Here is a 25,713-nt window from a genome sequence, read left to right as displayed (position 1 = left end):
ACCTCCTTTTTTACGATTTAAGCTGCTTCTGCAGCTGGTACAGCTCATTCATGGCATCCATTGGGGTCATTTCCATTAAGTTTAAACTGCCAACTCGTTTTTCCAGCGGTGAGGTGTTTTTTTGTTGAACAGGCTTTTCCTCTTCAAATAAACTAAGCTGCTGTTGTTCTTTCGCTGCGCTCACTTCCTGACGCCCACTTTCAAGTGTGTTCAGAAGATAAGTTGCGCGTTCAATAAGTTCATTTGGTAATTCAGCAAGTTTGGCTACGTGAATACCGTAACTTTCGTCCGCTGCCCCGTCTTGAATTTGGTGAAGGAATATAACGTGACCCTCGTACTCTTCCGCTCGCACATGAATATTTTTAAGACGCACAAGCTCTTCTTCCAGTGTCGTCAGCTCATGGTAGTGGGTAGAGAATAAAGTTTTTGCCCGTACATTTTCATGAATGTGCTCTACTATGGCTTGAGCAAGAGCCATGCCATCATATGTGCTTGTGCCACGCCCGATTTCATCTAATAAGATCAGACTGTTTTCTGTCGCATGACTTAATGCATGATTGGCCTCGAGCATTTCTACCATGAATGTGCTCTGACCAGATACTAAGTCGTCAGCAGCTCCGATCCTCGTGAAAATCTGATCAAAAATCGCCAGTGAGGCGGATTCACAAGGGACGAAACTCCCGATTTGAGCCATAATGGATGTAAGAGCCAGCTGCCTCATGTACGTACTCTTACCTGACATATTCGGTCCTGTAATCAATAAGATGTCTTTTGTCTGATCCATAAATACGTCGTTAGGAACGAAGGACTCGTTTTTCATCACTTGCTCGACGACCGGATGTCGTCCCTGCTTAATATCGATCGTCCGGTTCTCATTGAACTGTGGCCGAACATAGCTTTGTTCATCAGCTAATTGAGCGAATCCCTGCAATACATCAATTCTGCTGATTTGTTCTGCAAGTAATTGCAAGGGGTGCACATACTCCTTCACCTGCTCTCTTACCTCAAGAAACAGCTGGTACTCAAGCTCCATGCTTTTGTCCTGAGCCTCTAATATGAGCGATTCTTTTTCTTTAAGCTCGGGAGTAATATAACGCTCCGCATTTGTAAGCGTCTGCTTTCTTTCGTACCTTCCTTCAGGTAAATGAGCAATGTTCGCTTTCGTCACTTCAATATAATAGCCGAACACACGGTTGTAACCAATTTTAAGCGATTTGATCCCCGTTTGCTTACGTTCCTCAGCTTCCAACTCAGCAATCCATTTCTTTCCGTTCCTTGACGCATCACGATACTCATCCAGTTGGGCGTGATAACCATCACGGATCATACCCCCTTCTTTAATTGTGATCGGCGCATCTTCGTTTAAACTTTCTTCAAGAAGCAACCTTAAATTAGGCAGGGGATCTATAGACCGGAATAGGTCATCTACAGCGGGGTGTTCAAATTGTTTCAGCGTTTCCATAATCTCTGGTATCGAAGAAAGCGAATGTTTAAGCTGAATTAAATCTCTTGCATTCACGTTCCCATACGCTACTCTTCCGGCAAGCCTTTCTAAATCATAAACTGAGGATAATTGCTCCCTAATTGTTTCTCTTTCAAAAAAGTGTTCGAGCAGTCCTTCAAGCTGATCATGTCTCCCTTTAATATCCTCTTTGAGAAGCAGCGGGCGTTCAAGCCATTTTTTTAACGTTCGCGAGCCCATGGCTGTGATCGTATGGTCCATTACGGACAACAGACTTCCCTTTTTCCCTTGCTTTCTAAGAGTTTCAACCAGCTCTAAATTTCGTTTAGAATACATATCCAATGACATGTATTTCTTAAGTTCGATCGTTTGGACGGGACGGAGATGATCCAGGGACCTCTTTTGTGTATGTTTGATATATTGAAGCAGCCGTCCAAAACCTTCGATAAACTTATCGGAATGAATCGATTCGACCAACGGATAAAATTGTTCATCAATCTCGGTGTTATTACTATAAGATATCGTAAAACCTAAACGATCCTTGAACATTTGCTGTTTGGCTTCGTCAAACGATTCATCAACCACAACTTCTTTAACAGGCCTGTTGAACAATTCGCTTAAAACAGCGTCAAATCCATCTGTAACGAGAGCAATGCTATTCTCTCCCGTCGTCAAATCGTTATAGCTGACCGTATAGGTCCCGTCTGAAAATTTAGAGACGGAGGCCAAATAATTATTTTCTTTTTCATCTAACATACTGCCTTCCATTACTGTCCCAGGGGTAATCAGCTGGACCACCTCGCGCTTCACTACGCCCTTGGCCGTCCTGGGATCCTCTACTTGTTCACAAATCGCTACTTTGAATCCTTTTTCAATCAATTGCTTTATGTAGTTTTCAGCCGAGTGGTAAGGTACTCCGCACATCGGTATGCGGTCCTCTCCACCACCATCACGGCTCGTCAGAGTGATTTCAAGTTCACGAGAAGCAGAAAGAGCGTCATCAAAGAACATTTCATAAAAATCTCCAAGTCTGAAAAATAGAAAAGCATCTTTCTGTTCCGCTTTTATTTTTAAATATTGCTGCATCATAGGTGTATATTGCGCCATTCTAAAATCCTCCAAAACGAACAAAATTGATGAAACACATACGTTTTCATCAGATAGAGATATTATATCACATTACCCAAGCGTCCTTGAACGAAAGTCAACTATACAAAAGACTCTGTCAAATCTCAGAATTTATATAAGTTCCCTTTTCTAAAAGCGAATCGCTCCCTTACGCTCCTCACTCTCATTAATAACTTAGAATGAAATCTTGCAACGACCAGCTATATTTTCAATCCTTCATTATGAAAGATTAACAACACAGTAAAACGCAGGGGCACAAAAAAAATGCCCCGCTGAGTCAGCAAGGACATGAGTATTAATCTTTATGATGGCTACTACTACTGCTGCTGCTTGGAAGAAAATCTGTTTCGATACCTGAAAAGTCATCGGATGATAATTCATAATCGAAATCTTCGTGACTATTACAACCGTCTGGATCCACTCGGACACACAACTTTGTTTCACCAATAACATCGACAACAAATTCTCGTTCCACTTCCACGATAATTTTTTGACCTTGAGCTGCAATTTTACACTCCAGACAGTTTGGCTGTTGGACAGCTTTGGCAATGACTTCGAAATCATCGCTGATACAATTTTCGTCTTTTACAATTAACGGGACATGGTCACAGTAATTCACACGTTCTGTAACAACCTCTGTCTTCGTATTATCATTATACGAATACCATACGTTGATATCGTAGCTGCCAGAAACCTCTACATGTTCGCCCTTTTTCTTTGCATTGTAGATATGATTAATGACCCAGCAACCCAGTATACTCGTCGGCCGATGTGAAGGACTGATTGTGTTCGTGGCTTCAACGAATTTTTTTCCTTTTCCACAAACCGCCTTCGTAATAATTTCTCTGTATTCTCGTTCGAAAAATGACATAGGAAACACTCCTCCTTATTCTACCACTCATCCTATGCGGAATTGGGCAAATGGTGAACAATATTCTCGATGGCTTCAGGACGTTTGTATTCCATTCTATGCATCAGCCTATGAAATTGTACAAAAAAATCCGGCAGATAATTTCTTGTCTGCCGGATTCCTCTATTTAACGGCTGCAAGAGCCATTACTTTTTTTAGTTCCCGTTTCTCCACTGAGGACATCTCCGCCTGTCGATCGGATGACTTCATTGGTGACTTCACGAGAAATCGTGCTGGAAACCATTTGTAAAATATCATTAATTACCATCTGGGTATCTTTGAATTCAGCCACAATCGGAATTTCATCTAATTCATCCTGCAGACGATCGATTTCCTTTTCAATTTTCTGCAGCGCTTCAGTTTTTCCGTAGGCCTGAAAATTGACGGCTTGTTTTTGTAGAGCTTTAATTTTTTTAATGTGAGACTGTACTTTCTGATTCTCGTTGAGTTTCGATTCGATTTGTTTAAAGCGATCGATTTCTTCAATGTCCGCCATCATTTTTGCCAGCTTATGAGCTTCATCAACGACTTGCTTTCTTGTGTATTGAGCCATCTTATTTCACCTCTGCCGTTTCTTCGACCATGACTCCGTTAAGAGACCAGGTTTTCGCTTCGTTTATTTTTACTTTTACAATGCTGCCGATAGAAGAACGTGGTCCAGTAAAATTGACCATTTTGTTCCGTTTCGTATAACCGGCGAGAACTTCTTTGTTTTTTTTACTTTCACCTTCGACTAACACTTCAACGATTTCACCTTCATACTCTTTCATGGAATCGGCCGCCTGTTGATTAACGAGCTTATTCAAGCGCTGCAGACGTTCTTTTTTCACATCCATATCGACGTTATCCGTCATCCGGGCTGCCGGAGTTCCTTCACGAGGTGAGTAGATGAACGTATAAGCCGCTTCAAACCCTACTTCTTCTACTAATGACAGCGTATCCTCGAATTGTTCTTCCGTTTCATTTGGGAAACCTACAATGATATCTGTAGTGAGGGTCGCTTCCGGCATAGCCGTGCGAATTTTTTCTACGAGCTTCAAATATTCTTCGCGGGAATATTTACGGCCCATGATTTTTAGGATATCCGAGTTGCCCGATTGAACAGGAAGGTGAATATGATCAAGCATATTTCCGCCTTTTGCCAACACTTCAATCAAACGATCATCAAAATCACGTGGATGAGAAGTTGTAAAGCGGACACGCGGAATGTCGATATCTCTCAGTTCGTCCATCAAGTCGCCCAACCCATAACCAATATCCAAATCTTTACCATAAGCGTTTACATTCTGACCGAGTAAAGTAATTTCTTTATAGCCTTGAGCAGCTAAGTGGCGCACCTCTTGAATAATATCTTCCGGCAGTCGGCTTCTTTCTTTCCCTCTAGTATAAGGGACGATACAGTACGTGCAAAACTTATCACAGCCGTACATGATGTTTACCCAGCCTTTGATTTTTCCTTTACGAGATCTCGGGAGGTTTTCTATGATGTCGCCTTCTTTGGACCATACATCGATGACCATCTCTTTATTGAACATCGATTCCTTCACAAGCTGTGGAAGACGATGGATATTATGCGTACCGAAAATCAAATCGATGAATGGGTGTTTTTTAAGGATCCGGTTGACTACGGATTCTTCCTGTGACATACATCCACACACACCAATAATGAGGTCTGGATTCTCAAGCTTCAAAGGCTTTAAGTGTCCGATTTCGCCAAACACTTTATTTTCCGCATTTTCTCGGATCGCACACGTGTTTAACAATATGATATCTGCTTCTTTCGTATCGTTGGTTGATTCATAGCCCATGTCTTCAAATATACCTGCCATGACTTCTGTATCATGTTCATTCATTTGGCAACCATACGTACGAATCATGTATTTGCGGCCTACTCCGACCCCATCCATATCTTCAGGAATTTTAAAGTCGTAATGGACCTTCACTTCTTCTTTTCTCCGCCTCTGAGCCTTCCTTAGAGATGGAGGCTGATATGTTGTTTCAAAATATTTCATGAAATCTTCGCTGCTTTTTTCCTTTATTCTGTGCAGGTTATCCTGGTCGGATTTTACGTCCGATGGCTCTCCCTGTCGAATTTGGGACATTTCTTTACGCTGTTGTTCGTTCATTGTAATCTCCTTTCAAGCAGAGCTTTCTAACTGTCTTATTATATCAATATTCTGGACATTTTTTAAGGGAAATGCAGAAATTGTCATGATTCCCTCTTCATTCTAACTAAAAAAAGAGAGCCGCATTCACTGCAGCTCTCTTTTTTAAATAATTCCTAAGTTTTTACCGACTTTTTCAAAAGCTTTCAAAGCTTCCTGAAGCTCTTCTTTAGAGTGCTCAGCGGTCACTATTGTACGGATTCTGCCCTTCCCTTTTTGTACGGTCGGGAAAACGATTCCTTGAGCGAATACGCCTTCCTCGAATAATTCATCTGAGAATTTATGAGTGAGGGCATCGTCGCCGATCATGACAGGAGTAATAGGGGTTTCACTAATACCAATATCAAAGCCTAGCGATTCTAGTTCTTTCTTGAATAATTTCGTATTATCCCATAATTTATCAATAAGCTCTGGTTCATTTAACAGAACGTCGATAGCCGCATCATTTGCAGCTGTCACTGCCGGCGGATGAGAGGTGCTGAATAAGAACGGTCGACCCTTATGGATCAAATATTCCCTTAACGTCTTCGTACTTGCTGCGTAGCCGCCAAGGACGCCTATAGCTTTACTTAGCGTACCTACTTGAATATGAACTCTGCCATCCAGACCGAAATGGTTAACGGTTCCTCGTCCATTATCACCTAACACTCCACTGGCATGGGCATCATCCACCATGACTAATGCATCGTATTTCTCACAAAGCTCTACAATTTCTGGCAGTGGTGCAATATTACCGTCCATAGAGAATACGCCATCGGTCACAACAAGACGCGTACGGTATTCAGAGCTTTCTTTTAGAGCCTGTTCTAAAGATTCCATATCCACATGCTTGTATATTTTTCTTCCAGCTTTCGTTAATCGGATCCCGTCGATGATGGAAGCATGGTTCAATTCGTCGGAGATCACTACGTCTTTATCCGTTAAAATAGAAGACAAGATTCCCTGATTAGTCGTAAAGCCCGATTGGAAAACAAGTGCCGCCTCGGTATGTTTGAATTTGGCTAACTTTTCTTCAAAATCCTCATGCATTTTCAACGTACCGGCGATCGTGCGTACGGACCCAGTCCCGACACCATATTCTTTATTTGCGATGTCAGCCGCTTCCTTCATCTTTGGGTGGGACGTTAAACCTAAGTAATTGTTAGAAGATAGCTGGATCACTTCCTTACCTTTTATCGTCACTTTGGAGCCTTGTGCCGATTGAAGTGGAATTAGATTTCTGAACGTACCTTCTTCTTTCATTTCATCTAATTGCTCTTGTAAATATTCAAAACCTTTCATGGAAATCCTCCTTTTAAAATCTTACGGATGTAATACTACTTTACCGCATTTTCCTTCATTCATTAATTTAAACCCTTTTTCAAATTCTTCGAGTTTAAAATGATGGGTAATAATGGGCGACACATCAACCTGTCCTGAGTCAAGCAAACGGGAGACCTGCTGCCAGGTTTCATACATTTTTCGTCCTGTTATACCCTGAACTGTGATTCCTTTGAAGACTATATCGTTCGTAACATCCAAGGTGACCGGATGAACAGGCAGACTTAGAATTGAAACTCTGCCTCCATTCGTAATCATCTTGAAGCCCTGGTCCATTGCTATAGGATGACCGCTCATTTCGCACACGACATCAACTCCATGTCCGCCGGTGAGTTTTCTTGCTTGTTCTACAGGGTTAAGCTCCCCAGCGTTAATCGTTGAGGTAGCACCCATTTTTGCAGCGAGGCTCAAACGATATGAATTCAAATCCATGGCTATGACCTGCGAAGCTCCGGCAGCTTTAGCCACTCCAACCGCCATGAGACCGATCGGGCCGCAGCCTATGACAGTCACTGATTTGCCAGCCACATCGCCGTTTAAAACTGTATGGACAGCATTACCCATCGGCTCCTGAACGGAAGCGATATCCTCAGGCATATTTTCAGGATTCCTCCATAGATTAGCTGCTGGAAGCGCCACATATTCAGCAAAACAACCCTGTGTGTCTACGCCTATAATTTTTGTGTTTTCACAAATATGGTATTGTCCCGTTAAACATTGTGGACAGCTTCCGCAAATAAGGTGAGTCTCCGCACTCACGTAGTCGCCCTGTTTGAAATTGGTGACTTTTTTTCCTGTTTCCACGATTTCACCAGAAAACTCGTGCCCGAACACATAAGGCGGATGCACTCGGCTCGCGGACCATTCGTCCCAATTATATATATGTACATCCGTCCCGCATATGGATGTGGCTTTTACTTTGATCAATACTTCATCGTCTTTCACATCAGGGATAGGAACTACCTGCAGCTGGGCACCCTCTCCTCTATGATGTTTAACTACAGCTTTCATTTTTCCGTTCACAGTGAACACCTCAACTTTAATTACATACTGTAAATCCATGTTTAATAATATCTTATCATGATATTTTTTATGCGCAAGTTTATTTGTCCACTGCATATAAACAATTGAACATAAATAATGCCGCATCCTTATCATATAAGAATACGGCAGACTTCATTTTTTATTAAAAATTTTTCAACGAGGTTCAATAATCAGCTTAATCGCTGTACGCTCCTCCTCATCGATCATAATATCTGTGAAGGCGGGTATACAGATCAGGTCAATTCCACTGGGCGCTACAAACCCTCTAGCAATCGCTACAGCTTTAACAGCCTGGTTAAGTGCACCTGCTCCAATGGCCTGCATTTCGGCCGATCCTCTTTCTCTTACAACGTTTGCCAAGGCTCCTGCTACTGAATTAGGTACGGATTTAGCTGATACTTTTAATACTTCCATTACTAGCTCCTCCTTCATTCACTATAGTTGTTCCATAACCACTATATTCTTGGAGTTGTAGAATATTCCCTTTTCATTATGAAGGAACTTTTCGCAAAATTCAAATAATCACTCGAAGAACGGTCGATCATCATTGATTTGAATTCGCTTTACGCTAGTTGCTTGTCCAGATCGGTCATCAATATCTACTAAAAACCCGCTTAGTTGAGTCCGCCCTTCTTTCGGGACCTCAAACCTTACCGGAAGATTGGTTAAAAAGCGTTTCATAACGGCTTCACGCTCCATACCTAAAATCCCGTCATATGGACCTGTCATTCCAACATCCGAGATGTAGGCAGTCCCTTTTGGTAATATCCGCTCATCTGCAGTTTGAATATGAGTATGGGTGCCTACATTCACACTCACTCGTCCATCCACATACCAGCCCATCGCCTGCTTCTCGCTCGTCGCTTCCGCATGGAAATCCAAGAAAATAATCGGAGTTCTTTTTTTAGCTTCCTCAATTAATTCATCAATTTTGCGGAAGGGATCATCATTTGGGGAGAGAAAAGTGCGGCCTTGTAAATTGATGACAGCAATTTCAGCTTTCGGGGTTTTAACAAATGTCAAACCTTTTCCTGGAGTACCTTCCGGGAAATTAGCCGGGCGGACGAGATAATCAGCATGATCGATAAAATCGAAAATTTCTTTTTTGTCCCATGCATGGTTACCTAAAGTAACTGCTTGAGCACCCTGCTCTAAAAATTTGCGGTAGATTTTTTCTGTTATTCCTTTACCTGCAGCCGCATTTTCTCCATTAATGATCGTTACGGAAGGCTGAAATTTGCTTTTTAGCTTTGGTAAATATTCAGTTACCATATCTCTGCCTGGTGAACCTACGACATCTCCTATAAATAATACTCTCATCTGCGCGTCTCCTTTAATATGTGATGAAACGAAAATGAAGCGGCCATTTAAGACCGCTTCAATTTATTTCGCGTATTCCACTGAGCGTGTTTCTCGTATAACTGTCACTTTTATATGACCCGGGTAGTCAAGTTCATCTTCAATTCGATTACGAATATCCCGAGCTAAACTGGTAGCTGACAGATCGTCAATTTCATCAGGGCGTACCATGATTCTCACTTCACGTCCTGCTTGAATAGCGAAAGATTTTTCTACGCCTTCATAAGACTCAGATATCTCCTCTAGCTTCTCTAAACGTTTGATATAATTCTCTAACGTTTCACTTCGGGCGCCAGGGCGGGCTGCTGATAAAGCGTCCGCTGCAGCGACAAGGACAGCAATAACAGAAGTCGGCTCTTCATCACCGTGGTGGGAAGCAATCGAGTTGATCACAACCTCATGTTCTTTGTATTTGGTAGCAAGTTCCTTACCAATTTCTACGTGACTTCCTTCAACTTCATGATCGATGGCTTTTCCAATATCATGAAGCAACCCTGCTCGTCGTGCCAGATTTTCATCTTCTCCAAGCTCAGCAGCCAGCAAGCCAGATAGATAAGCTACTTCGGTTGAATGTTTCAAGACGTTCTGCCCATAGCTTGTACGATATTTCAATCGACCTAGAATCTTAACAAGGTCAGGATGTAAGCTGTGGACTCCTACTTCAAATGTCGTCTCTTCACCGACTTCCCGAATATAATCATCGACTTCTCTTCTAGACTTATCGACCATTTCTTCGATTCTAGCCGGGTGGATGCGGCCATCCTGAACAAGTTTTTCTAAAGCCATGCGAGCTGTTTCTCTACGAATGGGATCGAACCCTGATAGGATAACAGCTTCTGGGGTATCATCAATAATTAGATCAATACCAGTCAATGTTTCTAACGTACGGATATTTCTTCCTTCACGACCGATAATGCGGCCTTTCATTTCATCGTTCGGCAAGTTTACTACTGAAACTGTTGTCTCAGCTACGTGGTCTGCCGCACAACGCTGAAGGGCAAGTGAAAGAATACTTTTTGCTTTTTTATCCGCTTCTTCCTTGGCGCGATTCTCAGCTTCTTTGATCCTTAAGGCTGATTCGTGAGAAACCTCTTGTTCCACCCGTTCAAGTATAACTTGTTTAGCCTGGTCAGCAGTTAAGCCCGAGATGCGTTCAAGTTCAGCTTGTTGCTCTTGAAGCATAGCTTTCACTTTGCTTTCCATTTCTTCAATTTGTTGTTGTCTTTCGGCAAGAGTCTCCTCTTTCTTCTCGAGTGATAAATCACGTTGGTCGAGTGTTCCACTCTTACGATCAAGATTCTCTTCTTTCTGTGTTAAGCGATTTTCGGTCTTCTGCAGCTCCATGCGGCGCTCTCGAATATCATTTTCTGCTTCCTGCCGGAATTTCTGATTTTCATCTTTCGCTTCTAACAGAGCTTCCTTTTTAGCAGACTCTGCATTTCGACGACCTTCCTCGACTATTTGTTTCGCAAGGTCTTCAGCACTTGATATCTTTGCTTCCGCAATAGATTTCCGAATAAGGTAACCAACAACAGAACCGATGATAAGGGCAAGCAAAATGAAGATGATGGATAACATATCCATAGTTTCACCTCCTCTTGCTATAAACTTGGTCCGCTTGTCGGCATGTACAAACGATTCATTTTCAGTTTCATTACATTGAAATAAAAAAGGTATAAATATGAAAATGATACACATTCATTTTATGCTTGAAGTGTGCTAATGTCAAGGAACCATCAGAGTCTTCAGAGCCTGGGAAAGAAAATTCTGAAAAATGCGCCCATTGCACAATGCAAAAAAACAGCAGCCTGTTCATAAATTCTTTTAAGAATTATAGAAAAGGCCCCTGTTTTTCAAAGAATGAATACGATTAAACGTCTAAGGATTCCTGGCTTTCTTCCTTAGATTGTTTATCAGCCGGAGTTTCATCCATACCATGGTGCGTACGGACTAAACCTTTGATTTCATCGTATACTTCTTTGTTCTCTTTCAGGTATTGTTTAGCGTTTTCGCGCCCTTGTCCCATACGGTCATTATTGTAAGAATACCATGAGCCGCTTTTTTGGACGTAATCAAGATCGGAAGCAATATCAAGAAGCTCTCCTTCTTTAGAGATTCCTTCACCATACATAATATCCACTTCCGCTTGTTTAAATGGAGGCGCCACTTTGTTTTTCACGACTTTCAGCCTTGTTTTGTTCCCTACCATTTCGTTTCCCTGTTTCAATGTTTCAGCACGGCGTACTTCTAAACGGACAGATGAATAGAATTTCAGCGCACGACCGCCAGGGGTAGTTTCCGGGCTTCCGAACATTACACCGACTTTTTCACGGATCTGGTTAATGAAGATTGCTGTTGTTTTTGATTTACTTATGGCTCCAGAGAGTTTTCTCAAGGCCTGGGACATCAAACGAGCTTGCAAACCAACATGGGCGTCACCCATTTCCCCTTCGATCTCTGCTTTAGGTACAAGAGCAGCTACAGAATCAATGACGACCATGTCTACGGCACCTGAACGTACAAGTGCTTCAGCGATTTCAAGCGCCTGCTCTCCCGTATCAGGTTGTGATAACAGAAGTTCTTCAATATTTACTCCAAGTGCACGGGCATATGTTGGATCAAGCGCATGCTCTGCGTCGATGAACGCAGCCGTGCCTCCCTTGCTCTGCGCTTCAGCGATAGCATGTAACGCTACTGTTGTTTTACCTGATGATTCTGGTCCATATATTTCAACGATCCTTCCGCGAGGATATCCACCCACTCCTAATGCTACGTCAAGGGCGAGCGATCCGCTTGAGACCGTACTTATCCTTTGTCCTTCGTTTTCTCCAAGTTTCATTATAGAGCCTTTACCGAATTGTTTTTCAATTTGTCTTAGTGCCATATCTAACGCTTGCTTACGATCACTCATAATATTCCCCTTTCAAAAATTACTAATCTAATCATAACTTGTTTTTGATGATTTGCCAACTAAAAAGCGAATAAATGTTCCCGTTTTCTTATGAGCCCTATTATAATAAGAAATGAAGAATCACCACTTAAAAAAATCAAAAATCTCCTATAAAAGGAGATCATTTTTGTAATTTTAGTTTATGGAAAAGAAGTTCATACGCTTTGATCACCGCGCGGCTGCGTATCTTATCCCGACCCCCATCGAAATGGTAACGGTGGACATCAGGTGCTTTCCCACCTATTTTCACCCCGATATATACGAGACCTGGTGCATGGTCTTCACTTTGACTAGGTCCTGCTACACCTGTAAAGCTGACCGCAACATCTACATTTAACAAGGATTGTGCCTGCGCTGCCATAGAAGCTGCGCATTCTTCACTCACTGTTCCATACTGTTCGATTACATGCACAGGAACTTTGATGATCGATTGTTTAGCAGCAGGCGTGTAGGCTACCAATCCACCTTCACATACGGCAGAGGCTCCCTCTAGTTGAATCATACGCTCGATGAATTTTCCGCCGGTGAGACTTTCTGCAGAACCCAGCTTCACACTGCCTTGAACGAGCAGATCTTGCACGGCTTCCTCTATCGTAATCGTATCACTGCCAAAGTAATATTCCCCTACACGTTCCAGAATTGTATGTTTCATAGAAGCGATTTTCCCCTCGGCATCAGTTCCTGATGCTGTGACTCTTATCGCCACGTCTCCTTCTCCTGCTAATGGTGCGATCGTCGGGTTTGTTTGATTGGAAATCAAATCTGACAGCTCGCTTTCCAAAGTAGATTCACCGATACCGATAAACCGGAGCATTTCGGATTTGATTTCAGTTTCTAAATGGTACTTCTTTATTAAATAAGGAAAAACGTGAGCGGCCATCAAATATTTCATTTCGGACGGCACACCAGGAAGAAATACAAATGTCGTCGCATTATACTCAACGATTTGCCCTGGTGCCATTCCTTCATTATTTTCTAAAACTTCAGCATTTTCGAGCACAAGTGCTTGTTTGCGGTTATTACTTGTCATCGTTTTATTGTTTTTAATGTAATACCCTTCAACCTTTTCCATTGTGGCTCTGTCTTCCACCAACTTTTGACCAAAAAGATGACTGGCTGCATCTCTAGTCATATCATCTTCTGTCGGTCCTAGTCCGCCTGTGACCAGAACTACGTCTGATCTACTGCTCGCTTGATCGAACGCAGCCACCACTCGATCGAAATTATCCCCGACTACACTGTGAAAGTAGACGGAGGCCCCATAATGTGCTAACTCCTTAGAAATCCACTGGGCATTCGAATTTGCAATTTGTCCTAATAAAAGCTCTGTTCCTACAGCGATAATTTCTGTTCTCATTTTGAATCTCTCATCACGTGCCAGTTTTTCGCGAAATAATCATAACCAGAGTAAACAGTTATAATTAAAGCTGCATATAAGCTGATGAGCCCTAAAGGAAAATCAAGGTAGGCGAAAGGCCAGTTATGAAGCAGCAATAAAGAAACAGCGATAATTTGAATCCACGTTTTCAATTTACCCATTTGACTTGCCGCTAACACGCTTCCGTCACCTGCTGCTACTAAACGAAGACCAGTTACTGCAAATTCTCTGCTGATTATCAGAATGACAATCCATGCGGGGGCAAGACCAATCTCAACTAGTAGAATTAACGCTGCGCTGACGAGCAGCTTATCCGCTAAAGGATCGAGAAACTTACCGAGGTTTGTTACCAGGTTGTACTTTCTAGCTACGTATCCGTCAATCCAATCTGTTGTAGAAGCAATGATAAATAATAGCGCGCCAGCTAAGTGAGCGACAGGGAGCTCCCTATCCCCCATTTGAATTTCTCCCCAGTTAAAAGGGACGCTCATCAATATAATAAATACGGGTATCAACAATATTCTGGAAATCGTTATCTTATTAGGTAAATTCATCTTTTCATTACACTCCTTAGGCTCCATGTAGAAAGCTGCCCTTACGGAATAAGGAAGTATCCCTTCCTTGCCCCATGAAAGGACAGCTTCACTTTTTCCATTTATTCAAATTGGATAAGCAGCTTCTGGGTCAGATTATCGGTTGGGAACTCGATTTCTTCTCCATTCACCATCACCGTCATGCCAGGGGCAGATCCTGTACGAACATACACTTCAGCATAATCACTTATATCCATATTGATTTCTTCATCATCCTGGGAATAGTTTCTTGCATCCGCAAGGCTCTCCCCGTCTTTAGGTGCATTTAATTCTAAATAAGTTTCTGAATTAAATGCAATTGTTAACTCTCTTTCTTCAGCTCCCGACACATTATACACATGCTCAGGAAATTGTCCTGCACCTGTTTCTTCTAAAGAAAATTCCAATTCTTGGTCTTGATCATCTTCTGTTTCAATTTCTTCTGCAACTTCTTCAGAACTGTTTTCTTCATTCGCTTCCTCTTCTGATGAATCTGATGAATCCCCTTCCCCGCCTGACGAACTATTTTCTTCGTCCTGACTCTCATCGTCTTCCCCGGAAGGGTCCGTGACGTTTACTTGATCTTGACTCATTTCTTCATCATTTGCGCTATTGTTGGAATTGGATAACTGCAAGATGAAAAACCATACGGCAAATAATAATCCGACAACTAAGAAAACGGTCAAAATGGTAGGGAAAGATTTGGCGAATCCCCCGCCGCTTGAAGGGTTTTTTTCACTTTTTGACTGCTGCACCCGGCTGTAGGTGATCACCTGCTCTTCTTCATTAGAGGGAAGTTCATTTTTATGTTCCTCCATTACTTGCTCAGGATCTAATCCTACAGCAGAAGCATATTCTCTAATAAAAGCTCGAGTGTAAAACTTTCCAGGCAGTATACCAAATTCGTTGTTTTCAATGGCTTGTAAATACCTTTTTTGGATTTTTGTAGTATTTTGCACCTCTTCAAGGGTCAACTTTTTCGCTTCCCTGGCTTCCCTTAATCTTGAGCCTATCTCCATTTGTAACACCATCCAATTATTTAAAAATCAAACATTGAAAACCCATCCGTTGTCTTCGCCTCTTTTTCTACAGGTTCATAAGTGATTTCCTCGTCCTCATTGTTCCTTAATTCAATGATATAATCGAAATCGCTCATTTTATATTCCGTTTCCTGCACGAAAATATCCGGGTGCTCAATCACCTTTGTTGCTGGAAGACGCATAATTTCACGCACTAATTGCCAATGCTGCTCACTGGCTCTTTTTGCTGAAACGACGCCGTCAATGATGTACAAGTTATCTTCGTTGTATTCTTCATCAATAAGTTGATTGCGGACGGTTTGTTTAAGTAGAGTACTGGAAACGAACAGCCACCTTTTGTTAGCACAAACGCTTGAAGCTACTACAGATTCCGTCTTGCCTACACGGGGCATCCCGCGTATCCCAATTAACTTATGCCCCTTTTTCATAAACAATTCTGCCATGAAATCAACGAGCAATCCTAAATCTTCACGATTGAACCGGAACGTTTTCTTATCGTCTATATCCCTATGTATGTAACGACCATGCCTCACAGCTAATCGATCCCGTAGTTTAGGCTTACGTAATTTCGTTATTTTAATCGTATCCATCGTATTTAAGATGGAGCGAAGCCTGACAATTTGATCTTCATCCTGGCAAAGAAGCAGCATCCCACGGTGTGAGTCTTCCACACCGTTGATCGTTACGATATTAATTGCCATCATCCCAAGCAAAGATGAAATATCACCAAGAAGACCCGGACGGTTATACTGTATCTCATACTCTAAATACCATTCTTTTTTTTCCATGGTACAACTCCTTAGGAAAATGTCGGAATTTGTAATAAAATTAACCTTGCATAGTCTCTTCATATATCATAAATGATTTTTTATGAATAAGAAAGGCTGGATGCGGATTTAGTAAAAAAACCGCACAGGGAATGTACCTGTACGGTTTTTTTACAAATTATGATTGTGTTCCTTCGTTCTGAACGAGTTTCACCATCATATTAGCAATCGCGTGCTGTTCCTGTTGGTCAGCCACATTCCAAAGTTCGCGCAATACAGCTTCTTGATCGTTCTGAGCTTCTACTTCTGTAGCCAGATACCCACCAATTTCGTAAGCCAATTCTGAGACCGCTTGCTGATCCATTCCCTGGCCTTCCGCCTGATGCAAACGGTCACCAAGAAAATCTTTCCAAGACTCAAAGTTATTAAGTACAGACATAACGTCTACCTCCTCAAAGATGATGTTTCACCATTAGTATGAGGTGAGGTGATAAAAATTATGCACATAATCTTTTCAGTACCATCCGCCATTAATTTTAAGCACATGGCCTGTAATATAACTCGACTGTTCCTGAAGTAGATACTTGATGCCTTCCGCTACTTCGCCACATTCCCCAGCTCTGCCTAAAGGGATATCTTGGAAAATGGCCATTGTCTCATCATCCGTGAACGACTGGTTCATCTTAGTGGCTATGAATCCAGGGGTCACGGCATTCACTCTTATTTTGCTTGGAGCCAGTTCTTTAGCCAAAGCTTTCACAAAACTTATCTGCGCCCCTTTAACCGAGCTGTAAACAACTTCGGTACTTGCACCTTCTTCTCCCCAAACAGAAGATACTACGACAATATTCCCTTGTTTTCTTTGAACCATATGAGGAATCAGTTTTTTTGTTATCATCCATAATGATTTCACGTGAATATGATAGTAGTCATCCATTTCCAGAGGTGTGACATCCTGCATTAATTTGGCTGAATGATTACCTGGAGAAAAAACAAGCATATCCCATTCATCAGGTATCTCTTCTAGAAAGGATTCAATACCTTCATTTGTAGAAAGATCTCCGAAATAGGAACTAATCCATCTGTCTTTTGGGATAAGCCTCTCCAATTCCTTCACTTTCTCATAATTCGAATGATAATGAACAGCTACATTAATTCCTGCTTCAGCGGTTTTTAAAGCTGTAGCTGCTCCAATATCACTGCTTCCGCCAATGATTAGACATCGTTTTGTCATTGCTCCTGTGGTTTCACTTGGAACACGGAAATTCTATCGTCCTTGATCCAATGCTCTACATATTGGTCCGCGTCTTCTGCCGACAGCGATTCAATCACTGGTAGGACATCGAACAAATCTACACCTAACGTGTGGTAATGAGTAAATTGGTTAGCTATGAACTCAAGGGAATTCAAAGCTCTCATGAATTGACCAATTTTCTTCCTCTTCATTCTCGTGAAATCTTCTTCTGAAATTTTCTTTTCTTTAATAGAATGAAGCATTTCCTTCAATCTGGCAGCCAGTTCATCAGGCTTTCTTGAATCACCGCCGAGAATCGTAAATCCAAACTGCCTGTCAAGTTCCGTTTCAAACTGAAAGCTGTCGTCGATCAAATCAGCTTGATATAACTCATCATAAAACTCCCCGCTTCTCGAGAAATAAAAGTCGAGGATCATACCTGAAATCAACTCTGCGCGCAGCAGTTCCTCACCATTTAAAGAAGAAACATCTTCTTTCACGCCCACCATTGCTTTGGCTGTCGTTACAGGCATTGTAATAGAACCTTCCGCCTTCGCCACAGATTTGGGCTCGTCTGGATAAGAGCGTTCGATTTCGGGTATTTCTTTAAAGTCTTTATTGGCCTGGTTCGTTCTTATTTGCTCCATCATTTCCTCGGGGTTAAAATTTCCTGCCACAAATAAAACCATGTTAGACGGATGATAAAACGTTTCATAACAAGTATAAAGGTCATCTTTAGTAATCTCTTGAATGGAGTCTACAGTTCCAGCAATATCCACTTTAACTGGATGTTTTTCATACAGACTTTGAATCGTTCCGAAAAACGCTCTCCAATCAGGCTGATCATCATACATTTTAATTTCTTGAGCTATAATACCTTTTTCCTTGTCCACCGATTCTTTTGAGAAATAAGGATCCTGCACAAAATCGAGAAGTGTTTCTACATTTTTTTCAATCTGACTCGTTGCGGAAAATAAGTAGGCAGTCTTCGTAAAAGAAGTGAAAGCGTTCGCTGAAGCCCCAAGCTTCGTAAAATCCTGAAAGACGTCACGATCTTCTTTTTCGAACAATTTATGCTCAAGAAAATGAGCAATCCCTTCCGGCACAGTAACTTTTTCATTTTTTCCTATCGGGGTAAACGTTTGATCTATGGACCCGTAATTGGTCGTAAAAATACCATATGTTTTTGCGAGCTCTGGCTTCGATAGAAGAAATACTTGTAACCCATTATCCATTTTTTCTCTGAAAACCGATTCATTCAATTGTTCGTATACTAATTCTTCCATTATTATTCCCCTCCCTCTTGACTTGTTAAGAAGTAGATCGTATCTAATTGTATTTTTTCAGCTACTTTTATAACGTCTTCTTTTTTCACATTACGTATATTCTCGATAAGCTCTTCGGCAGGTATGTCCTTACCTGAAAGAGTCTGATGATATAAAACTTCAATTAGCCCATTCGCATTGTCCATCGTTTCTTGAAGCTGATTGATGACTTGCTCTTTAGAATCTTCAACTTGATCGTCAGTGAAATCACCTGACTCCATCGCTTTCATTTGTTCTAAAATAATTGATTTCGCCTGATCGTAATCTTTTGGATCCACACCGCTGAACACGAGCAACAACCCTTTATGGCTTTCGAATCTAGAAGCGGCATAGTAAGCTAGACTATGCTTCTCACGGACATTCATGAACAGCTTAGAACTTGGAAACCCTCCATATATGCCATTGAAGACCTGTAATGCATAATAATCAGGGTCACCGAATTTAATGTTTGTCCGGTATCCTATGTGAAGCTTGCCTTGATTCACATCATCTTCTTCGACAATTTCCTTTGCTTCTATTGAACCGGTAAGTTCGGAATGCTTATGGTCATCTGCATTTTCACTGAACTCTCTAGTGAAATATTGGTCAGCCAGCTTTTCGATTTCAGTTTGGTCCACGTCTCCACTAATGTATACGTCCAACAAATCACGGTTAATCATCGCTTGATAATACTCATATAAAGATTGGGCAGTAATCTGCTCAAAATCTTCCAAGTATCCATGCACATGAAGTGCGTACGGCTCATCTTTGCACATATGATCGATCAGCCTCATATTGGCATAGCTCATCTTATCATCTTTAATGGATTTGATTTTCTGCTCTAATGTCTGCTTTTCACGGGCAACGATTGATTCATCAAATGCACCGTTTTCAACTTTAGGATCGAACAGCACATCACTGAAGATTTGTAACGCGTTCTCCAGGATAGGCTCCTGGTTTTTCAAGTACACTTCGTTAACAACTTCCATCCGAAAAGAAAGCACGTGGTTTTCCCCTTTTTTCGATCCATCACTGGAAAATCCGGTGCCGTATAAGTTCTCGAGTGCCGACTGGAGAGTTCTGACATTAGGAAGCTGCTGTGTTGCTTTTTGTAAAACAGAAGGCAGCAGGGCACGTTCTGTAATCCCTTCTCGTTTCATCGGGGCTTTTAGCTTTGCTACAATGGATATGGTCTTATATTTTTTACTAGGTAAAATATGTAATCTGTATCCTTTTTTCTCAACTACTGTTTCTTTGGAAATCTTCATAGTCATCCTCCTCATTTTTTCATATCTATTATGCACACTTCTGTTTTTATTCATGCCTTCTCTCCTAATTAATATGCTAAGGGAAAGCGGTAAAAAAGTAAAAAATAAAAGCCCGGCAGCTAGGCGCGGGCTTTTATTGAATTATCGACTACCCTTCACATAAGCCTCTCCTAGAGATTTAGGAGCTTCCGCCCGGCCGATGAATCCAGCCAGAGCAAGGATAGTCAATACGTACGGAGCAATCAATAGAAACACTTGTGGTACATCAGCCAGAAGAGGAATTCCTGAACCGACTACACTCAAGCTTTGAGCAAAACCGAAGAAAATCGCCGCGCCCATAGCTCCGAGCGGATGCCATTTGCCGAAAATCACTGCCGCCAGGGCCATGAAGCCTTGACCAACAATGGTCGACTGAGAAAAGTTCATAGCAATAGTTAAAGCGAAGACCGCACCGCCAAGTCCTCCTAGAGCACCCGACATCATGACGGCGACGTATCTCATTCCATACACATTGATACCATTCGTATCAGCTGCCATCGGATGTTCACCGACAGATCTTAAACGAAGACCGAACGAAGTCTTAAATAACACGAACCAAACGACAAAAGCTAAGATGATAGCTAAATAGGACGTTGTATACATTCGCGAAAAAAACATCGGTCCAATTATAGGTATATCACTTAATAACCAAACATCATTCGTATAAAAAGGACGGCTTACCATATCTGTCTGTCCCTTATCATACCATTGCTTCGTCAAAAAGACGCCGATTCCTAAAGCCAAGAAGTTGATTGCAACTCCACTTACGACCTGGTCAGCTCTAAGTGTTATGGAAGCCACAGCGTGAGTCAAAGCAAAAACAGCCGAAACGACCATGGCAGCAAGTATGGAAACCCATGGTGTCCAGGAACCCAGAACATCAGCAAAAGTTAAATTAAATACAATCCCTACAAATGCTCCCATTACCATTAGTCCTTCAAGACCGATATTAATAACCCCAGAGCGTTCGCTTAATACTCCGCCAAGAGCTGTAAATATTAAAGGAGCTGCAAAGAATAGCGCCTGGGGAATAATAGACTGTAAAATATCAAATAGATTCATTTATTTCCCCTCCTTTTTAAAGCGCAGGATGAACCAGCGAATCATGTAACTTGAAGCGACGAAGAATATAATGAGAGCAATGACAATTTCCACAAGCTCTGTTGGCACTCCAGCCCCAGTAGGCATGTTGAGAGCCCCTATTTTTAGAATTCCGAATAAGAAAGCTGCTAACACTACGCCAAGAGCAGTATTAGCTCCTAATAAAGCGACAGCAATACCTTCAAACCCGATATTCGTAAAACCAGATTTTGAGGCTAAGTATCCATATGTCCCCAATCCTTCCATAGCACCCGCAAGACCCGCAAAAGCTCCAGAAATCATCATGGCAAGGATAATGTTTTTACTCACGCTCATCCCAGCATAATTGGAAGCGAAAGGATTGTATCCTACAGAACGAAGTTCAAAACCACGTGAGGTCTTATTTAAAATAAACCACATGACTAAAGCCATAAACAGAGCAATTAATATTCCATAGTGCATTCGGGAATAAAAAGTCATTTCTGCCAGCCAAGTCGATGCCAGAGAAGCGGAATCAGCTATGTTTTCTGTCTGATCTTCTCCGTCAGTAATAACATGTCTTACAATGGCGTTAGTCGTGTAAAGAGCAATATAGTTCATCATTATAGTTACAATAACTTCGTGAACTCCTAGTTTAGCTTTTAGAATACCGGGTATAAAACCCCAGAAAGCACCGGCTGCAGCGGCGGCAATGATGGCTAAAGGCAGGTGGATGGCCATTGGAAGGTCGAAAGCAACACCTACCCATACAGAAGCAAGCCATCCGACAAATACTTGACCTTCTACACCAATGTTCAACAGCCCCGTCCTCAAAGCGAAAGCTACTGCTAAACCTGAAAGAATATAAGGGGTGACCATACGAATGGTTTCACCAAAAAAGTAGCTGTCTCCAAACGCCCCTTCCCATAATGCCCCATAACCGGCAACAGGATTATATCCAAACACAAGCATGATGATTGCACCGGAAAGCAACCCGAGAATCACCGAAATAATCGGTATTAATATATTTATAGTTCGGTTTGTAAACACTACTCTGCACCCGCCTTCTCAGTTGAATTACCAGCCATCAGCAAGCCTAATTCCTGTTCATTCGTTTCTTCAGGCTTTACCTCAGCAATGACCTGCCCATCAAACATGACGGCTATACGGTCGCTCAAGTTTAGTATTTCATCCAATTCAAAGGAAAGGAGCAAAACAGCTCTGCCTTTATCTCTTTCTTCAATCAACTTGCGGTGAATAAATTCGATCGCTCCGACATCTAAGCCGCGGGTAGGCTGTGCGGCTACGATCAAGTCAGGTGATCGGTCCATTTCCCTGCCAATGATTGCTTTCTGCTGATTACCACCAGATAAAGCGCGAGCTTTCGTCATTTCACTAGGAGTACGCACATCATATTCTTTAATAAGATTTCTAGCTTTTTCATAGACTTTTTTGAAGCTCATGACTCCTTTATTAGAAAACGGCTTCTGGTAATAGGTTTGCAAAACCATATTATCCCCGATTGGGAAGTCCAGAACGAGCCCGTATTTGTGACGATCTTGAGGGATGTGAGAAATCCCTGACTGAGTCACTTTTCTCGTAGAAAGATTAGATATTACCTTATCGTGAAGCGTTACGGTGCCGGACTCTGTTTTTCTTAGTCCAGTGATCGCCTCAATAAGTTCTGACTGACCATTTCCGTCTATTCCGGCAATCCCAACGATCTCCCCGGCTCTTACTTCCAGGTTTAATCCTTTCACCATATTGACGTTTCTTACATCTTTCACATAAAGATCTTTGACCGATAGATACGTATCCTTTGGTGTTGAGGGCTGTTTTTCTGTAGTGAAGTTGACTTCACGGCCCACCATAAGTGAGGCAAGTTCGTTAGGATTCGTTTCGTTTACATTTACTGTACCTATCCCTTCACCTTTCCGTATGACAGTACAGCGGTCACACACTTCCATAATTTCTTTAAGTTTGTGTGTAATGAGGATGATCGATTTTCCTTCTTTAACAAGACTTTGCATAATAACGATCAATTCTTTAATTTCCTGCGGTGTGAGCACAGCCGTCGGCTCATCAAATATAAGTATTTCCGCCCCCCGGTAAAGGGTCTTCAAAATTTCAACTCTTTGCTGCATTCCTACCGAAATGTCCCTGATTTTCGCTTTTGGATCGACATTTAATCCGTACTTTTCAGATAAATCAGCTACTTCTTTTTCTGCTTTACGTATATCTACAGATAAACCTTTTCGCGGCTCACTGCCAAGTACGATATTTTCAGTAACCGTAAATGTGTCTACTAACATAAAATGTTGGTGAACCATTCCGATGCCCAGGCGATTCGCAACATTAGGATCGCTGATTTTCACTTTCTCTCCTCGAACTTTTATTTGGCCTTTTTCCGGCTGATAAAGGCCAAATAAAACGTTCATAAGAGTAGATTTACCCGCTCCATTTTCACCCAATAACGCATGAATTTCTCCCTTCTGAACTTGGAGAGTAATATTGTTATTGGCCACGATACCCGGGAATTCTTTTCGAATATTTAACATTTCTATAATATAATCCATTTTTCCCACCCACCCCTTTTTCTATCATCTTTTTCTCTTACATTTGCCGTAAAAAATCATCAAATGAAGAGGTCCGGAATATTTCTCTTCATTTGATGATTTTCATAGAACTATAGGGCTAGACTAACTAGCCCTATAGAGCATGATTTTTTTATAGAGAGCTTTCGTACTCTTCTAATTCTTCATCAGTACTAGGCACTGTAATATCACCATTAGAGATCTGCTCTTTCCAAGATTCGATTTCTGAAAGAATATCTTCAGTCATCGCATCTTCATTCGTTTGCGCAATACTGATAGCTTCATCTTCAAGACCATATTCCACTACTTCTCCGCCAGGGAAGTCGCCTTCCATCGTTTGTGTTGCAATTTCGTTTACAGCTACGTCTACACGCTTAACCATTGAAGTCAGTGTTACGTTGTCATCCCCAATAGCGCCTTCTTCATGCTGGTCACGGTCAACGCCGATTACCCATACATTCTCATCTGGATTGTTCTGCTTAATATCTTTAGCTTGAGCAAACACACCGTTACCAGTTGCACCTGAAGCATGATAAATGACGTCAATGTCATTGTTATACATGTTAGAAGCAATCAGCTTCCCTCTATCAGCTGCAGCAAAGCTTTCGGCATATTGAATATCAATTTCAATATCTGGGTTAATTGATTTTGCGCCTGCCACATAACCTGATTCAAACTTTCTGATTAAACTTCCATCTTCTCCCCCGACGAAACCGATTTTGTCAGTTTCAGTTTTTAGAGCAGCAGCCACTCCAGCTAAGAAAGAACCTTCTTGTTCTTTGAAAGTGATGCTTACGATATTTTCAACTTCAGAAACTGAATCAACTAGACCGAAGTTTGTGTCCGGGTTTTGTTCAGCCACTTCTTCTAGAGCTGGCTGCAGTAAGTATCCGATACCATAAATAAGATCATAATCTTGACGCACAAGACGACTTATGTTTGTAGTATAGTCACCTTCACTGTCCGACTGGGCGTAGTCATAACCTTCGCCTTCTTCAAGCCCGTTTTCTTCCCCAAAGGCTTGTAAGCCTTCCCATGAAGACTGGTTGAAAGATTTGTCATCGACACCGCCTACGTCTGTAACCATGGCTACAGAAAAGTCTTCAGACGATTCTTCTCCACCTTCAGTAGACCCTTCACCACTATCACCACCATCTCCGCTTGATTCACCATCATCCGAAGATCCGCAAGCAGCGAGCACAAAACCGATTGATAACAATAAAGCTAAAATTAATAGAAAACGACGATTTTTCAAAAACAACTCCCCCTAAATTTGTTAATATTAAAAAAATTCAAAAATCTAAAATTTTTTAGACTTCTAACAGCCAAACTCACCTCCTTAAAATTCAAGAAAAAATTTAAACTCTTTTTCTTAAAACATGAAAGCTAAACTTGTCCGCACGAAAATAATTAGAAGATAAAAGCACAGGTTCATCTTCTTTTGTATAATGCATTTGTTTAAGTAATAGTAAAGCCTGATCTGGCTCGCAATTTAAAATGGGGGAAATTCTCTCGTGATAACCGATGGGTTCAATGTCTGTTACTGCATAACTGATAGATTTGCCTGTATACCTTTCTAATATACCAAACAATGAATCTGCTTCTCGCACTTGGTCTAGGGGAATAAGTCCATCTGGAATTCGGTCCTTACAATAAACAACCGGCTGCTGGTCTGCTGTTCTTACGCGTTCGACTTTAGCAAGTTTATGTAAGGAGACTGGGGAAAATCGGTTTCTTTCATCTTCTGTGGGTTCTATAAGTTCAGCCGATAAATATTGTGAGCCGGGAGTCATCCCTGATTTACTAATCATCCCTGTCACACTATCTAATTCTTCGATACCCGAAGTGAACACTGGTTTAGGATTCACAAATGTCCCTACACCGTGTCTTCTTGTCACTATGCTTTCTTCTTCTAAAATTCTTAATGCTTCTCTTAAAGTAGCTCTTGAGACTCCTAAAGATTTAGAAAGCTGAAATTCTGAAGGAAGTTTTTCTTTTTCTAAGTATAACCCTTTTTCTATATCACGTTTAATTTGCTCGATCACTTGAAGGTACAAGTGACGAGTATCTTGTCTGATCGACATAACCTTCACTCCAAGTCTATTTGCCTATAGGTAAGA

General features: G+C 41.6%; 23 protein-coding genes. All 23 read right to left on the bottom strand.

Annotation, left to right across the window (positions count from 1 at the left end):
* Window positions 1–10: 10 nt before the first annotated feature.
* Window positions 11–2,569 carry a DNA mismatch repair protein MutS gene (mutS, locus tag O2Q26_RS00935; protein WP_289214171.1) on the bottom strand — a complete coding sequence of 853 codons (2,559 nt, stop codon included), beginning with the start codon at window positions 2,567–2,569 and terminating at the stop codon, window positions 11–13.
* Window positions 2,570–2,885: 316 nt separating this feature from the next.
* A complete protein-coding gene (locus tag O2Q26_RS00930) occupies window positions 2,886–3,461 on the bottom strand; it encodes an outer spore coat protein CotE (RefSeq protein WP_289214170.1) in 576 nt (191 codons plus the stop codon).
* 166 nt (window positions 3,462–3,627) lie between these two features.
* Window positions 3,628–4,053: a YlbF/YmcA family competence regulator gene (locus tag O2Q26_RS00925; protein ID WP_253935249.1), complete on the bottom strand. Its 426-nt coding sequence runs from the start codon at window positions 4,051–4,053 to the stop codon at window positions 3,628–3,630.
* 1 nt (window position 4,054) lies between these two features.
* Entirely contained in the window at window positions 4,055–5,626 is a 1,572-nt protein-coding gene (gene miaB / locus O2Q26_RS00920; protein WP_289214169.1) for a tRNA (N6-isopentenyl adenosine(37)-C2)-methylthiotransferase MiaB, read from the bottom strand.
* A 144-nt stretch (window positions 5,627–5,770) separates the two neighbouring features.
* The gene (locus O2Q26_RS00915; RefSeq protein ID WP_289214168.1) at window positions 5,771–6,946 is read right to left on the bottom strand and encodes a glycine C-acetyltransferase; all 1,176 of its coding nucleotides are present in this window, start codon (window positions 6,944–6,946) and stop codon (window positions 5,771–5,773) included.
* Window positions 6,947–6,967: 21 nt separating this feature from the next.
* Window positions 6,968–8,008, bottom strand: a complete 1,041-nt coding sequence (gene tdh, locus O2Q26_RS00910; RefSeq protein WP_289214721.1) for an L-threonine 3-dehydrogenase — start codon at window positions 8,006–8,008, stop codon at window positions 6,968–6,970.
* Between the two features lie 174 nt (window positions 8,009–8,182).
* On the bottom strand, window positions 8,183–8,443 hold the full coding sequence (locus tag O2Q26_RS00905) for a stage V sporulation protein S (protein ID WP_253935246.1): 261 nt from the start codon (window positions 8,441–8,443) through the stop codon (window positions 8,183–8,185).
* Window positions 8,444–8,551: 108 nt separating this feature from the next.
* Window positions 8,552–9,349 carry a TIGR00282 family metallophosphoesterase gene (locus tag O2Q26_RS00900; RefSeq protein ID WP_289214167.1) on the bottom strand — a complete coding sequence of 266 codons (798 nt, stop codon included), beginning with the start codon at window positions 9,347–9,349 and terminating at the stop codon, window positions 8,552–8,554.
* Window positions 9,350–9,412: 63 nt separating this feature from the next.
* On the bottom strand, window positions 9,413–10,972 hold the full coding sequence (gene rny / locus O2Q26_RS00895; protein WP_253935244.1) for a ribonuclease Y: 1,560 nt from the start codon (window positions 10,970–10,972) through the stop codon (window positions 9,413–9,415).
* Between the two features lie 286 nt (window positions 10,973–11,258).
* Window positions 11,259–12,299, bottom strand: coding sequence for a recombinase RecA (gene recA, locus O2Q26_RS00890; RefSeq protein ID WP_289214166.1), 1,041 nt, complete (start codon window positions 12,297–12,299; stop codon window positions 11,259–11,261).
* Window positions 12,300–12,459: 160 nt separating this feature from the next.
* Window positions 12,460–13,695 (bottom strand): competence/damage-inducible protein A, encoded by a 1,236-nt coding sequence (locus O2Q26_RS00885; RefSeq protein ID WP_289214165.1) that lies wholly within the window; start codon window positions 13,693–13,695, stop codon window positions 12,460–12,462.
* Window positions 13,692–14,270, bottom strand: a complete 579-nt coding sequence (pgsA, locus tag O2Q26_RS00880) for a CDP-diacylglycerol--glycerol-3-phosphate 3-phosphatidyltransferase (RefSeq protein WP_253935241.1) — start codon at window positions 14,268–14,270, stop codon at window positions 13,692–13,694. Before pgsA ends, O2Q26_RS00885 begins: the two co-directional genes overlap by 4 nt.
* A gap of 101 nt (window positions 14,271–14,371) precedes the next feature.
* Window positions 14,372–15,307 carry a helix-turn-helix domain-containing protein gene (locus tag O2Q26_RS00875; RefSeq protein ID WP_289214164.1) on the bottom strand — a complete coding sequence of 312 codons (936 nt, stop codon included), beginning with the start codon at window positions 15,305–15,307 and terminating at the stop codon, window positions 14,372–14,374.
* 20 nt (window positions 15,308–15,327) lie between these two features.
* Window positions 15,328–16,116 carry a DUF3388 domain-containing protein gene (locus O2Q26_RS00870; RefSeq protein ID WP_253935239.1) on the bottom strand — a complete coding sequence of 263 codons (789 nt, stop codon included), beginning with the start codon at window positions 16,114–16,116 and terminating at the stop codon, window positions 15,328–15,330.
* Between the two features lie 157 nt (window positions 16,117–16,273).
* Window positions 16,274–16,534, bottom strand: a complete 261-nt coding sequence (locus O2Q26_RS00865; RefSeq protein ID WP_253935238.1) for a DUF3243 domain-containing protein — start codon at window positions 16,532–16,534, stop codon at window positions 16,274–16,276.
* 75 nt (window positions 16,535–16,609) lie between these two features.
* Window positions 16,610–17,329: an elongation factor P 5-aminopentanone reductase gene (gene ymfI / locus O2Q26_RS00860; RefSeq protein ID WP_289214163.1), complete on the bottom strand. Its 720-nt coding sequence runs from the start codon at window positions 17,327–17,329 to the stop codon at window positions 16,610–16,612.
* Window positions 17,326–18,615 (bottom strand): EF-P 5-aminopentanol modification-associated protein YfmH, encoded by a 1,290-nt coding sequence (yfmH, locus tag O2Q26_RS00855; RefSeq protein WP_289214162.1) that lies wholly within the window; start codon window positions 18,613–18,615, stop codon window positions 17,326–17,328. The genes ymfI and yfmH overlap by 4 nt, the downstream gene beginning before the upstream one ends.
* 2 nt (window positions 18,616–18,617) lie before the next feature.
* A complete protein-coding gene (gene yfmF / locus O2Q26_RS00850; RefSeq protein ID WP_289214161.1) occupies window positions 18,618–19,901 on the bottom strand; it encodes an EF-P 5-aminopentanol modification-associated protein YfmF in 1,284 nt (427 codons plus the stop codon).
* A gap of 141 nt (window positions 19,902–20,042) precedes the next feature.
* Window positions 20,043–21,002 carry an ABC transporter permease gene (locus tag O2Q26_RS00845; protein WP_289214160.1) on the bottom strand — a complete coding sequence of 320 codons (960 nt, stop codon included), beginning with the start codon at window positions 21,000–21,002 and terminating at the stop codon, window positions 20,043–20,045.
* Window positions 21,003–22,049 (bottom strand): ABC transporter permease, encoded by a 1,047-nt coding sequence (locus tag O2Q26_RS00840; protein WP_289214159.1) that lies wholly within the window; start codon window positions 22,047–22,049, stop codon window positions 21,003–21,005.
* A complete protein-coding gene (locus O2Q26_RS00835) occupies window positions 22,049–23,575 on the bottom strand; it encodes an ABC transporter ATP-binding protein (protein ID WP_289214158.1) in 1,527 nt (508 codons plus the stop codon). Before O2Q26_RS00835 ends, O2Q26_RS00840 begins: the two co-directional genes overlap by 1 nt.
* A 151-nt stretch (window positions 23,576–23,726) precedes the next feature.
* Window positions 23,727–24,848, bottom strand: coding sequence for a BMP family lipoprotein (locus O2Q26_RS00830; protein WP_289214157.1), 1,122 nt, complete (start codon window positions 24,846–24,848; stop codon window positions 23,727–23,729).
* A gap of 103 nt (window positions 24,849–24,951) precedes the next feature.
* Complete coding sequence (locus tag O2Q26_RS00825) at window positions 24,952–25,677, bottom strand: GntR family transcriptional regulator (RefSeq protein ID WP_289214156.1); 726 nt, start codon at window positions 25,675–25,677, stop codon at window positions 24,952–24,954.
* Window positions 25,678–25,713 lie beyond the last annotated feature (36 nt).

This window comes from Halobacillus campisalis (assembly GCF_030345335.1).
GTDB classification, from domain to species: domain Bacteria; phylum Bacillota; class Bacilli; order Bacillales; family Halobacillaceae; genus Halobacillus_A; species Halobacillus_A campisalis.
This window is presented reverse-complemented; position numbering and strand designations above follow the sequence as displayed.